Raw genomic sequence first — 13500 nt, 5'->3', positions numbered from 1 at the left:
TCCTTTCTACTTGTTAGAGCTTTTTGTCTAACTTTTTATATTGTACTAAAATCAAAGAAATTTCTCTGCTCTAAAAGAAGTAATTACTCATTCTTGGGCATCAATCATTTTGTGCGATTATAGCGTTTCAATCTCCGAGTTTGATTTTCTTGTCGACGTAAACCAAAACACCCAGCATGAATAGCGAAAAGATTTTTCCCAACCAATTTTGGTTTCTTTAAATTAATTAAATCAATTGCTCAAGCATCGGTAGGATGTTTCAAGCGATGGTTAGCAACATAATGCTTTTTCTTCATCGGAAATTGGCAGTACATACATACTCGAAACTCATCAGGATTAGCATCACTAATCTTAGGTGCATTTGCTCAAGCATTAATCAGATCGGTTTTATTAAAAATAATTTCATTAGTTTGTTCATTTAAATAAGCCATTTTCTTCTCCCCTCTTTCGTTCTTAAAATAATTAATATAAAAGAAACTAGGTAAAACCTAGCTTTGTTAATGATTATTTACTTAAAGTTTTTTTTACTGCTTCAACTACCTTGGCAAATTCTTGGGGTTGATTAATTGCTAATTCAGAAAGCATTTTGCGGTTTAAATCTAAACCAGTTAATTTTATTCCGTTCATAAATTGTGAATAATTTAACCCATAAGGACGAACAGCAGCATTAATTCGCATAATTCATAATTTTCTAAAGTCACGCTTCTTTTGCTTACGACCAACAAAAGCATATGCCATTGAACGAATCACTTGTTCACGAGCCTTTTTAAAGTTTGTGCTTTTAGTTCCGTAATATCCCTTTGCACGCTTAATTCAACGTTTTCTTCTTGCTCTGGTAGTTTTACCATATTTTACTCTAGCCATTTTTTTATACCTCTTTCTATCCTACAAGTTTTAATCTTGCAACAAACTTTCTAAACGTTTAGCATCTACTTTTTTAATGTAAGTTGCTTTCTTTAAATGTCTTTTTTGCTTAGTAGTCTTCCCAGTAGCACGGTGAGAACGATAAGCATGGGCTCTTTTTAGTTTTCCACTAGCATTTTTGTTAACTCTTTTTGCTAATGCTTTTTTGGTTTTCATTTTTGGCATAATTTATTTCCCTTCCCTATTTTTGACTAATTTTTCTTTTTAGGCACAATGTACATATCTAAAAACCTAGTATTTAATTTTGGTTCTTTCTCAATTTGAGCAATATCAGCTAATTTCTCATAAAATCGCATTAAAGTGTCTTGACCTTGATTCAAATAAACAATTTCTCTTCCCTTGAACTTCAAAGAAACCTTCACTCGATCACCATTTTGAATAAACTCACGAGCTTTACGAGCTTTTGTATCCAAATCGTGTTCACCAATTTTCACTGTCAAACGTATTTCTTTATTTTGAGTTTCAACTTGATGCTTTTTAACCTCTTTTGCCCTTTTTTGTTGCTCATACTTATATTTTCCATAGTCGACAATTTTGGCAATAGCAACACTTTCTTGTTGGCCAACTTGCAATAAATCAAGGTTAGCACTTTCTGCCATTTCAATAGCTGCTTTTTTTGAAATTGGTCCAATTCTTCGACCATCTTCAGTAATAATTAAAATTTCTTTTGCCCGAATATCATGGTTAATAGCATCCTCTGGTTGTCTTTTTTGTTGCGATCTATTTTGATTCATCAATTCCTCCTGAAATAAAAAATGTGCCGTTAAAAAACAATCAGCACATCTTTAAATACATTTTCAATCTTAAGTATTTAACCGTTTTGTTTATTCACTGGCGGTGAGCTTTGTGCTTCTTTTCTAACTCTAAGATTATAACTAATCTCAATTTAAATTGCAAAACTTTCTTAAAGATTATTTTTCTTTAGAAAGGCTTGAACCAAACTTTCAATTTCTTTACTTGTAGAAAGCATTAATGCTTGATTGGACAAAGTTTGAGCAGTTTGATAATCTAGATTATTAATAATTGAACGTGTTTTTAAAATTGAAGTAGCACTCATTGAAAATGCATCCAATCCCATTCCTAGTAATAAAGGAATCGCCAATTGATCACCAGCCATTTCTCCACACATCCCTACTCATTTATTTTCTGTATGAGCACCATCAATAGTCATTTTAATCAAATTTAAAAGCGAAGGATTTAGTGGTTGATATAAATAGGCAACCGATTGATTCATTCGATCAGCAGCCATTGAATATTGAATCAAGTCATTAGTACCAATCGAAAAGAAATCCGCCACTTTAGCAAAGTTTTTTGCATTCACTGCTGCGGCTGGAATTTCAACCATCATTCCTACTTGCACTTGTTGATCAAACTTGATATTTGCTGCAATTAATTCTGCCTTACATTCTTCAACCAAAGCCTTGGCTTGGTTAAACTCTTCAATTGTAGCAATCATTGGAAACATAATTCCTAACGACCCAAAAGCTGAAGCCCGTAATAATGCACGCAATTGAGTTTTAAAAATATCTGGATGATCTAAACAAAAACGAATTGCCCGATAACCTAAAAAGGGATTCATCTCTGAAGGAAATTGATAATAAGATAGTCTTTTATCACCACCAATATCCAGGGTACGAATTATCACTAAATTTCCATGCATTTGGTCGATAACTTCCTTGTAAGCTTGAAATTGTTCTTCTTCAGTAGGAAAGTGATCATTTTCCATATACAAGAATTCAGAACGGAATAAACCAATACCTTCTCCACCGTTTTTTAAAACTGCCTCACAATCAGCTGGCTTACCAATATTCGCTTCCACCAATACTTTATGTTGATCACGAGTGATGGTTGGTTGGTTAACATAAGTTTTTAATAAAGCTTCGTTTTTTTCAAACTCAACTTGGTTTTTTTTGATAACAGCAATATCATCAGTATCTAATTCAATCATCACCTCTCCAGTGGTTCCATTAGCACTAATCATCGCTCCATCAGTAACAATTTCGGTGATATTTTTTAAACCCAAAACAGCCGGAAGTTCCAAACTACGCGCCATAATTGCTGCATGCGAAGTTCTTCCTCCAATGTTAGTAACAAAACCTTTAACAAACTTTTTATCCAATTGAGCAGTTTGAGAAGGGGTCAAGTCATCACTGACAATGATGACTTCCTCATTAATTGTAGAAAGATCAACAATATTAACTCCTAAGAGGTGTTTAATTAAACGATTAGCAACATCGTTCACATCACTTGCTCGTTCTTTAAAGTAGGGATCATCCATCTTCAAGAACAATTGATGATACTTATCAAAAACCTGTTTTACAGCTTGTATAGCATTTTTTTGTTCATTTTTAATTAATTCTTCAACATCCTGAGCAATTGCAGGATCTTGAACAATTTCTTCATGTGCACCAAAAATTGCTGCTTTTTCAGCACCTAATTTGGTAGTAGTGATTTCTACTAAGTTTTCTAAATCTTTCAAACTGGCTTGAACGCCTTGTTTAAATTTTTGAACCTCTCCTTCAACATCTTTGATTTTATCGTTAGGAATAACCAATTGTTCTTCTTTTAAAAGTAAAACTTTTCCTAAAGCAATGCCGCGACTTGCTCCAATCCCTTTTAATACTTTAGCCAAGATTATAAACCTCCTCTTTTTATTATCTTGATTTTACAATAATATAAATATTTCCTTAAACTTTTTTATTTTTTATTGAAACAAATTTTTAAAACTCACCGATTCTTATAAAAGAAAGGAATTCAAACATGTTTAGAAAACTTTTACAAAACTTGCTAATTGTAACAATTATGACCACTTCACTCACAAATATAGTTAGTTTTACTTCTAATCAAATAGTAAAAAAGGATAATCGAATAGAATTAAAAACTTATTTCAAGAATACATTACAAACTAATGGAGCGGTTATCTTATTTCCAATTGATTGACAAATATATAAGAAAGCCAACGAATCCAACTTCAAAGAAGTAATTGGCAATGCTTTTGAAAAATTAATGTTTTATCATTATCCGGATTTAAAAGGGATTGCAGTAAATTTACTCTCATATGATAAAGACTGACTAACTGTAGAATTAAACGCTAATAATGGAAAAAATTCGAAATTTAAAGGAGTTGTTAACGCAGTCTTTAAACGTGAACTTTCTCTCAAACAGGAAATGGATTACCCCTTCATTAATCAACCTAAAATTTTCTCACGCTGACAAATTAGCACTTGGTCTACAGAAGAAAAAATTAACTATTGTTCCATGTTAATAAAAGATTTTGCCGAAACAAATGGTCTTAGTTATTATTTTGAACGTGATTGACCCACAACTAGAGTTATTTTAAACAATCAATTATTGCGATTAAAAAATGAAAATATTTCAGATCCGTCATTGAATTGAGAAAAAGTTTTTCAACTAGATTTTTACCAAGGTTCAATTGCACAACCTTTTGAAAATTATAAAAATCCGATATCTGCTCTTAACGAAGCACAACTCACTCGAGAAATAAGTAAAATAAGTAGAATTGATGTGAATGAATTCATCATTTCAAATTTCAAACTTAATCAAGAGAAAGAAAATATATCATTCAAACTTACACCTAATCCTCACTTAAGGAAAAGTCTTCAAAAATTTCAACTTGATAGTGTTAAAGAATTTGTTGATTTTCCAATCTTAAAAACAACACCAGCTTTTTAAAGCTGGTTTTTTTGTGTTAACACATAAATGTAATTAAAAACAGCGACCAAAACATTAACCACAATTGAATTGCCCGCCTGACGATACATAACGGGCTTAGAGACTAAATCAGTACTTTTAATGCATTCATAATCTTTTTCTGAAAAACCCATCAATAAATAACATTCCCTAGGAGTAAGAAATCTATAATGCATCTTATAGATTACTAAAAAACTAATTATCATTTTACAGATAAATTTCAAAAATTTCTACCTTCATTTCATATCATTACAATTCGAAAAATAATTCTTTTTTAACCTAATTAATTTATCCAGTAAACAAAATAAAAGTTTTTCGTAGAAAGGGAATGATTGTTCTCCAAAAGAAATCAGTCAATAATTTTATTATGAAATTTAAAGTTTTTGAGGCATTTGCTGGAATTGGTTCACAAAGAAAAGCACTTGAAACGCTCTCTGAATTAATTGAAAATTTTGATTTTGAAATAGTGGCAACAAGTGAATGAGATTGCTTTGCTAATATTTCATACAATGCAATGAAAAATAAAAAAGACAAGTCCAAGAAATCATTAGAAGAGAAAATTGATTATTTATCGAATTTTATTCATTCATTAGATTCCAAAGAATCAATTGATATTCAAAAAATAGTTAAAAAAGGTGATAGATTTGTCTCGCTTTTATATGAAAGTTACGTGTCTAATAATAATCTAGGTAACATCACCAAAATAACAGGAAGAAATTTAATTGGCATCGCTGAAAATATTGATGTAATAACTTATTCTTTTCCATGTCAAGATTTGTCATCCGCTAGTTCTTTGCACCATCCGAGTCAAGGAATGACCAAAGGATCGGGTTCAAGATCAAGTTTACTTTGAGAAGTTGAAAGAATCTTAATTGAATTAAATGCCTTAGATATTAAACCCAAATTTTTAATCTTAGAAAACGTGACAAATATTCTTTCCCCAGAACATATTGAAAACTATAAAAAATGATTAGAAGAACTAAAAAAATTAAACTATTGCACACAAACTTATATTTTATCTAGTGAAGATTTTGGAATTCCTCAAAAAAGAAAGCGTGTAATCGCTTTAAGTGTTTATGAAGGTTCAAAAATTAACTTTATTGACACCTTTAAAGAACGAGAAAAAAGCAATCTCGAATTAAGAGAAAAAATTATTTCCGAAGCCAAAGCACTAAAAGAAGAATACGACCGATTAACTTATTTTCCTAAAAAAGATTTAAATAAAATTTTGAAAACAAACTATAAAAATTCGAAATATAACCACGAAGCTATCGATTCAATTCCTCGTCGAACAAGTTCTAGAATAAAGATGTATGAAAACAATCCTCTACTATTTTCCGAATGTAAAACAGAACGTGATATTTATAAACATAAAAACAAAAAAAGTCAATTTAAAGAAAATTGCGCAATTTTGAGTGCTACATTAACCACTAAGCAGGATCGGCATCCAAACGCTGGAATTATCAGCGTTTTAGATAAAAATGGTAGGCCAAATATCTCACTAAAAAATATCAATTGAATCTATAAGATGCATTATAGATTTCTTTAGAAATATATTCTACCTAAAAAGCTAAAAAAATTATTTTAAGAAAAGATGATGGGAAAAAATGCATAAATTTTCCTATTCTATCGATGAGGCGCCATGGAAAAATTTATCAGATATTTAGAAAAACAAAATTATTCAAAGAACACAATCTATAGTTACAGATATGCTTTAACCGATTTTTTTAAGTTTTTAGGAGGAAAAACGATCACTTTATTCAACACATCAAAATATTTAAAATCACAAGTAAGTAAATATAAACCAGCAACAGTTCAATTTAAAAAGCATGTTATTTTAAGTTATTTACGTTATAGTAAATGTAAATTCTTAGACGAAATTGAATCTATAAAAATACCTTCAATAAGCAATGTCTTCTTTAATACAATCAATAATCAAATGTTTGAGACAATAGTGGAAACAGTAAAAAAACAAGAAGTTAAAGATCTATTCAAAATTCTTTATTATACCGGTATAAGAATTTCTGAATTAAAACAATTAAAGTACAATAAGAATAAAAATTCTTTAATTATCTTTGGTAAAGGAATGAAATATCGAGAAATACCAATTTTAAAACCAATTAATAATATTAATTTTGAAAAATATAATAAATATAGTAAGAAACAGATTTATCAACTAATTAAAGATTATTGACCAAATTGAGTAACTCCTCATACTTTCAGAAGATCTTTTTGTACTAATTTAATTCGTAAGGGGGCAAACATCAAGATTGTAAGCATGATTATGGGTCATTCAAAAATAGAAACCACAGCTCGATATTTACACTTTACGAGCAGTGATATCATTAAAGAATTAGAAAATCACTTCGACTAGAAAAAAATCAACATCAACTGCTGATTTTTTTCTTACATTTTCTCTTTAATTTCTTGATTAATTAGTAAATAAAACTCGTCACAAGAAACAGTAATCTGCTCTTCACTATTATATTTTCGATAAGTGATAGTATTATCTGAAATCTCTTTTTTTCCTAAAACTAATTGATAAGGAATTTTATGAATTTGAGCATCGCGAATTTTATAACTTAATCTTTCATCACGATTATCTAAATGCGTACGAATATAATCAGTTTTTAAATTCTTTTGAATTCTTTTAGCATACTTTTCACTTTCCTCGTCACCAACAGGAATAATTTCGATTTGAATTGGCGCTAATCAAAGTGGTAGGTTGCCTTTTGTTTGTTCTAATAAAGTAGCAATGAAACGCTCATAAGTTCCAATCAAACCACGGTGAATCATGATAGGGCGACTCAAACCACCATTATCATCAACATAAGTTAAATCAAATTTTTGTGGCAACAAAAAGTCTAATTGAATGGTGGCAATCGTAATTTCGTGACTTTGTGCAGTTTTAGCTTGGATATCCAATTTGGGTCCATAAAAAGCTGCCTCACCAACCATTTTTTTATAATTCAAGTTTAAGTCTTTCAAAACTTTTTCCAACTCTGCTTCAGCTTTATTTCACATTTGGTCATCTTGGAAATATTTTTCCTTGTCTTCTGGATCACGAACTGAAAAACTTAAATAATCAATTTTAATCTTAAAAGTTTTTAAAACTTCCTCAATCAACCTATAAATTGATTTAAATTCGGACTCAATTTGATCGGGACGAACAAAAATGTGAGAATCGGTTAATTCCATTGCTCTAACCCGTTCTAAACCCGTTAAAGAACCACTAGATTCATAACGATGTTGTAAGGCATGTTCAGAATAACGCAAAGGCAATTCACGATAAGAACGTTGTTTTTGGCGGTAAACAGCAATGTGGTGAGGACAAGACATCGGTTTTAAAATAAACTCTTCATTTCTCGCTTTAAAAGGTTGAAACATATCTTCATTATAATGACTCAAATGTCCACTAATTCTATAAAGATCTAATGTTCCGATGACGGGAGTTTCAATTGGCACATAGTCATATTCTCATTCTTTTTCTTTAAGGTAAGTTTTAATTTGTTCTTTTAGAGCAACTCCATTTGGTAATCAGATTGGTAAACCTTGACCAATCAATTGGTCAAAATGAAAAATTTCTAACTGTTTATTAATCGAACGGTGGTCTGATAAACGACGTTCTTCAAGGATTAATTGTTTCTTTTCCAATTGGTCAAGAGAAACTCCAGCCAATCCATGCAATCTTTGTAGCATAACATTACTAGCATCGTTTAGTCAATACGAACCAGAAAGATCTAATAACTTAATTTTTTTCACTAATTTCTCCTCTACACAAACTGGTTCAGAAAAAATAAAGTTTTCTTTATTAATTGTAGTTAAAATTGCATAACCTCTTTCGCTAATTGCCTTATTTGCTAAATGAAGTTGATAAGTATTTAAATTCAAATCACTTGAAACAGTAATTTTTTTATTTTGAATGACTAACCTTTGATTGGTTAATTCATCAAGCTTATTTTGAATGAATGGTAATCGATCACGTTTAATGGTTTCTTTGTCTAAAAAAGTTGTACTGAATTCATATTCATCTTGATTATAAAATTCCTCAGCAATTTTAATATCTGGAAAATTTTGAACCAAACTATAAGCAGTAATTGCTGCAGCAGTAGTGGAAACAAAAAAATCAAGAAGTGATTCTTTGCTATCTTTAGTAGTTATTAACTCGATTTTGCAGTCTTGTTCAACAATGAAATCACTAGCAACTTTTTGTTGATTATTAATTAAGGCACCAATAGTAATTTTTTTCAAAGAAGTAGCTATTTGACCAGCAATTTCTTTTACTGATAAAGGTTTATCAAACTCCCTAATACTTTCATCTAATAAAGTAATTTTCATATCTTTCCTCCAATAAACTCACCTAAATCTCAAAAATTAATTCACTAAATTCTACTCCCTAGAAAAGTGATTATTCAAATCAACACTTGCTTATAAACCCGAGATTATTTAACTTAATCAGTATTATTATAATCAAAAAAACAGTACTTGTTAACTAAGGAAAACTGACTTATTAAATTAAGAAATAGACAATAAAAAATCACCACAAGTGATGATTTCTAATTTATTAAATTAAGCAACAACTAATTCGGTAATATCAGTGTTTCGAACAACTAGAATCGTGCTGCCTGGTTTTGCTCCTCAAGTTTTAGCAATTGATGATAATGCCTTTTCATTCAATTGGTCTAAATCATCAACCTTGTTCATAAAAATTGATGATCAAGCACCAAAAGCGGTCCATAACCTTTCTGAAGTTGAAACTCCTAGAATAGCTACATTAGGACGAAATTTAGAAACAGTTTTTAACAATTCTCCTGTTTTTGAAAGAGTAATCGCATATTCATATTTTCCATCATGAGCCATTTCTGATAACTTAGCAGCAATATCTGCACGCGGACCTTTAGTGGTATTACGGGCATGTTCAATTAACTTTTTATAATAGGTCTTATCATAAAATTCGACTTCAGCACGACGATCAATGGTTGCCATTGTGTTAACAGTAATGAAAGGATAGTCTCCTGCAGCGGTTTCTCCAGAAAGCATTGTAGCATCAGCTCCTCAATCAACAGCACAATAAACATCAGTTACTTCTGCACGCGTTGGGGCAGGGTTATTTGTCATGCTATCTAACATTTGGGTAGCCACAATTACTGGTTTTCCCACTTCACGGCATTTTCTAATAATCACTTTTTCTCAATAAGGTACGTCATAATAAGGAATTTCTAACCCTAAATCACCACGAGCAACCATGATTCCATCAGCAGCAGCAATGATTGAATCGATATTATTGATTCCCACTTGTGATTCAATTTTGGCAAAAATTTGAATATCTTCCTGATTGTTTTCTTTGAAAATATCACGGATTTCTTTAATGTTATCCGCACTATTAACAAAAGAAGCAGCCACATAATCTACTTTTTGTTCACAACCATACTTTAAATCCGCTCTATCTTTTTCAGCTAAGAACGGCATCGAAAAATCAACTCCAGGCAAGTTTACTCGCTTATTAGTTTTAACAACATAAGGGTTGAAAGCTTTACATTCCACAACCCCTGGTTTAACTGTTTCAACAGTCATTTCTAACTTACCATCATCAATTAAAACAACATCACCTTCTTTAAGATCTTGTGACATGTCATAAGCAACAGTCATTTCTCCTTGACCACATTCCTTATTTAAATAACTATCTTGGTCAGTATAAATGGTAATTTTTTGACCAGCACTCACTTCTTGCTTTCCATCTTTAAACTTACCAACCCGGATTTCTGGTCCTTTTGTATCAAGCATAATTGAAATCGGCTGATTCAATTTTTCGCGAATCTCTTTGGTTGAAGCAATTCTTGCACCATGTTCATCATATGAACCATGAGAAAAATTTAAACGAACAGTATTCATTCCATTTTCATAAAGTTTTTGAATGTCTTCAGTATTATGAGTAGCAGGACCAATAGTAGTAACAATTTTTGTTCTTTTTACTCTTTTTGATAATTCAGATTTAGTCATCTTTGTCTCCTTTTTTCATTTCCAACTCTAATTGTATATTTAAATCAAAGAAAGATAAATATACCCATAAATAATTAACTTAGAAAAAGCGGTTCAATTCACGAACCCTTGCAATTTCCTTAGTTTTGTCTTTTCTTGGCATGTTTAAAGTAGAATTAATATCCCGGGCAACCAACTTATTATCTTCTAACCCAACAAACAAACCTCCATGTCCACTTACTAATTGTTCAACAGCAAACACGCCACAATTAACCCCCAAAATTCGGTCAGCAGCACTTGGTTTCCCACCTCTTTGGACATGACCAAGAACAGTTGCTCGAGTTACATATCCTGATGCAGCTTCAATATCCTTAGCTAATTGTTCAGAACTGAAGTCATACATTTTTTCACTAACCAAAACAATAACACTACGCTTTTCCTGATCGTGTAAAGTCTTTACTTGAGCACAAATTTCTTCTTTAGATAATTTTGATTCTGGAATCGAAAAGACATCAGCACCAGTAGCAACTGCTGCAGACAAGGGCAAATCACCACATCCATTACCCATAATTTCTATCACTGCAGCACGGTTATGAGATTCCATCGTATCACGAATCTTATCAATTGATTCGATTACTGTGTTTAAAGCAGTATCAAACCCAATTGTATAATCAGATGAAACAATATCATTATCAATTGTTCCTGGTAAACCAACACAATTAATTCCCATTTCAGTCAATTTTTGAGCACCCATGTAACTACCATCACCTCCGATAACTACCAGAGCTTCAATGCCTTCTTTATGCAAGTTTTCAACTGCAACTTGGCGAACTTTTTCTTCTTTAAATTCAGGTAAACGTGCTGATCCAATCGCAGTTCCTCCCTTATTTAAAATACTAGTAGCAAATTCAGGCGTGACTTTTTTAAAATTATTTTCAACCAATCCTTTATAACCATCAAAAACAACATAGGTTTCAACTCCATGAACCGAAGCTTGACGAATCACTCCCGAAATAGCAGCATTCATCCCAGGTGCGTCACCTCCTGATGTTAAAACTCCAATTTTTTTAATCATATAAAATTCCTTTCTTGTTAATCAATTATTAAAATTAATGCTTTTATACGTAAGATTACGCCCTAATTATAGCGTTTTTCCCGAAGTTTAAAATTAAGAACTATGCTTTTACTTCTTTTTAGTAAAATACTTAGCAAACAAACTCTCAAAATTACGTTTATATAAACCGATTAAAGAAATTGTAAATCAAACTCCAAATTGAATTAACATATTAACATTCAAAGTATCACGACCAGCTAAACCAGTAAATTTAAGAATTTTAACAATGTTTAAGAAAAACCAGATGTAGAACTGTTGACTCATGTTAGTTAACTGCATTACGTACCCAACTGTATTCATCCCACTTGAAATTCCATCTAAAACTTGTAAAGTCTGTCCATTAACCCCAGTACCACCATGAACATATTGATTATTACTTTTACCAAATAAATCAGTAGCAGCTGGAGAAAGCGCTCAATATCACATCATGATTACAAAGAAGGTAATCAGCACAATTAATAAATAAAAGGCTAAGTTTCAATTTAAAGAATGAGTTTTTTGTTTTTTGTTTCCCAAACCAACAATTTCAAACAGATATCAACCGACTGAAGCGCCGACAATTAAGATAATGTTCATGAAAAAGTCTCCAACATAACCAACTGACAAAGCAAACAAACCAAAGAAAACAGCATTGATTAATCCTCAAAAGTATTGTGAAGCGCGATTATAAGCAATCATTGCTACAGCCAACACCCCCGTAAAAGCGGCCAATCCATTTAGCGAATAAAGGACAGCAACAGCAATTGCTGAACTCTCATTTTGACCAAATACTGATCCAGCCACCAACACTCTATCATATTGTTGTAAGGGTAAAAATCGTGATTCACCACTTTTAGCAGTGACCGAAACAAAGTTAAAAACCAAGACGATTACAATTCCCAGTACCAAAAATCACTGGAACTTCTTGGGTAATTCTTTTAAATCTTTAAAAACATCTCTTGCTCCTAAAAAATTCTTGAATTTAGTTTTCATAAATTCTTGTTCAATCGTTCTATTTGACATTATTTTTCCCTCCTTCAACAGGATAATTTTTTAGATGTAAAGCGCTTTGCAAGGCAATCTCAACCATTTGATTAAAACTGTTTTCCCTCTCACTAGCACTAAGTTCTTCATGACTAACAAAACTATCACTAATTGTTAATAAAGCCCCGGCCTGTTTTTTAGTAATTAAAGCCGTGGCAAACAAAGCATAAGATTCCATTTCAACCACACTGTAGTTGTTTTGTTTTGCAACTCCCAGAACATCAAACCCTTCAGGATTGTAAAATACATCAGAACAATGAGCAAGTCCAGTTTTTAACTTCACTCCCATTGTTGCTGCAGTTTGATTTAACACATCATAAATATATGGAGAAGGGTGCACAACTCTTTTGTTAGACCCTCCAATTGATTTAAGAAAATCATTATCACCATGAGTTTCTTTGATATTAAAAACGTCAAAGATTTTTAAATCTTCTTGATAACTTCCAGCACTTCCAATTCTAATAATTGTTTCCACATCATAAAATTTAAATAACTCATAAGCATATATCCCCATGCTAGGCACACCCATCCCGTGCGAACCAATAGTTAACTGCATCCCTTGATACGTTCCTGTGTACATGAGCATATTTCTGACTTCACTTACCAATTTTGGATTAGTAAGATAAGTCAAGGCAATCTTTTTTGCTCGTAAAGGATCACCTGCTAAAAGGACAACTTTCGCTACCTCTTCTTTTTTAGCACCAATATGTACTGTCATTTTTTCCTCCCTGTGTCTTTTTGATATAAAT

At 31.5% G+C, this 13500-nt stretch carries 14 protein-coding genes; 3 read left to right on the top strand and 11 right to left on the bottom strand.

Annotated features, from left to right (window positions below):
• Window positions 1–83: 83 nt before the first annotated feature.
• The 5 genes from LD125_RS02775 to ptsP form a co-directional block, all read right to left on the bottom strand.
• A complete protein-coding gene (locus LD125_RS02775) occupies window positions 84–431 on the bottom strand; it encodes a hypothetical protein (protein ID WP_250136402.1) in 348 nt (115 codons plus the stop codon).
• A gap of 73 nt (window positions 432–504) precedes the next feature.
• Window positions 505–864 carry a 50S ribosomal protein L20 gene (rplT, locus tag LD125_RS02770; RefSeq protein WP_250136401.1) on the bottom strand — a complete coding sequence of 120 codons (360 nt, stop codon included), beginning with the start codon at window positions 862–864 and terminating at the stop codon, window positions 505–507.
• A 30-nt stretch (window positions 865–894) separates the two neighbouring features.
• A complete protein-coding gene (gene rpmI / locus LD125_RS02765) occupies window positions 895–1089 on the bottom strand; it encodes a 50S ribosomal protein L35 (RefSeq protein WP_250136400.1) in 195 nt (64 codons plus the stop codon).
• A 26-nt stretch (window positions 1090–1115) separates the two neighbouring features.
• Window positions 1116–1661 (bottom strand): translation initiation factor IF-3, encoded by a 546-nt coding sequence (gene infC / locus LD125_RS02760; RefSeq protein WP_374982221.1) that lies wholly within the window; start codon window positions 1659–1661, stop codon window positions 1116–1118.
• 167 nt (window positions 1662–1828) lie between these two features.
• A complete protein-coding gene (gene ptsP, locus LD125_RS02755) occupies window positions 1829–3556 on the bottom strand; it encodes a phosphoenolpyruvate--protein phosphotransferase (RefSeq protein WP_250137494.1) in 1728 nt (575 codons plus the stop codon).
• 128 nt (window positions 3557–3684) lie between these two features.
• Between ptsP and LD125_RS02750 the strand changes: the two genes are divergently transcribed.
• Complete coding sequence (locus LD125_RS02750; protein WP_250137093.1) at window positions 3685–4617, top strand: hypothetical protein; 933 nt, start codon at window positions 3685–3687, stop codon at window positions 4615–4617.
• Here the strand turns inward: LD125_RS02750 and LD125_RS04050 are convergent.
• A complete protein-coding gene (locus LD125_RS04050) occupies window positions 4614–4811 on the bottom strand; it encodes a DNA cytosine methyltransferase (RefSeq protein ID WP_374982220.1) in 198 nt (65 codons plus the stop codon). The two genes, LD125_RS02750 and LD125_RS04050, sit on opposite strands and share 4 nt — an antisense overlap.
• Before the next feature lie 152 nt (window positions 4812–4963).
• Between LD125_RS04050 and LD125_RS02745 the strand changes: the two genes are divergently transcribed.
• Together LD125_RS02745 and LD125_RS02740 are read left to right on the top strand one after the other, a co-directional pair.
• Window positions 4964–6184, top strand: coding sequence for a DNA cytosine methyltransferase (locus LD125_RS02745; protein ID WP_250137094.1), 1221 nt, complete (start codon window positions 4964–4966; stop codon window positions 6182–6184).
• 93 nt (window positions 6185–6277) lie between these two features.
• A complete protein-coding gene (locus tag LD125_RS02740) occupies window positions 6278–7009 on the top strand; it encodes a tyrosine-type recombinase/integrase (RefSeq protein ID WP_250136395.1) in 732 nt (243 codons plus the stop codon).
• Window positions 7010–7041: 32 nt separating this feature from the next.
• On the opposite strand, the gene thrS is transcribed toward LD125_RS02740, so the two are convergent.
• The 5 genes from thrS to deoD form a co-directional block, all read right to left on the bottom strand.
• Entirely contained in the window at window positions 7042–8973 is a 1932-nt protein-coding gene (gene thrS / locus LD125_RS02735; RefSeq protein ID WP_250137495.1) for a threonine--tRNA ligase, read from the bottom strand.
• A gap of 231 nt (window positions 8974–9204) precedes the next feature.
• On the bottom strand, window positions 9205–10635 hold the full coding sequence (pyk, locus tag LD125_RS02730) for a pyruvate kinase (protein ID WP_250136393.1): 1431 nt from the start codon (window positions 10633–10635) through the stop codon (window positions 9205–9207).
• Window positions 10636–10714: 79 nt separating this feature from the next.
• Window positions 10715–11689 (bottom strand): 6-phosphofructokinase, encoded by a 975-nt coding sequence (pfkA, locus tag LD125_RS02725; protein ID WP_250137496.1) that lies wholly within the window; start codon window positions 11687–11689, stop codon window positions 10715–10717.
• A 108-nt stretch (window positions 11690–11797) separates the two neighbouring features.
• Complete coding sequence (pnuC, locus tag LD125_RS02720; RefSeq protein WP_250136391.1) at window positions 11798–12730, bottom strand: nicotinamide riboside transporter PnuC; 933 nt, start codon at window positions 12728–12730, stop codon at window positions 11798–11800.
• The gene (gene deoD, locus LD125_RS02715; protein WP_250137497.1) at window positions 12720–13469 is read right to left on the bottom strand and encodes a purine-nucleoside phosphorylase; all 750 of its coding nucleotides are present in this window, start codon (window positions 13467–13469) and stop codon (window positions 12720–12722) included. The genes pnuC and deoD overlap by 11 nt, the downstream gene beginning before the upstream one ends.
• Window positions 13470–13500 lie beyond the last annotated feature (31 nt).

The organism is Mesoplasma sp. JKS002658 (assembly GCF_023566355.1).
Lineage (GTDB): Bacteria > Bacillota_I > Bacilli_A > Mycoplasmatales > Mycoplasmataceae > Edwardiiplasma > Edwardiiplasma whartonense.
The sequence above is the reverse complement of the archived record's forward strand: the minus strand, read 5'-3'. Positions and strand labels throughout refer to the sequence as shown.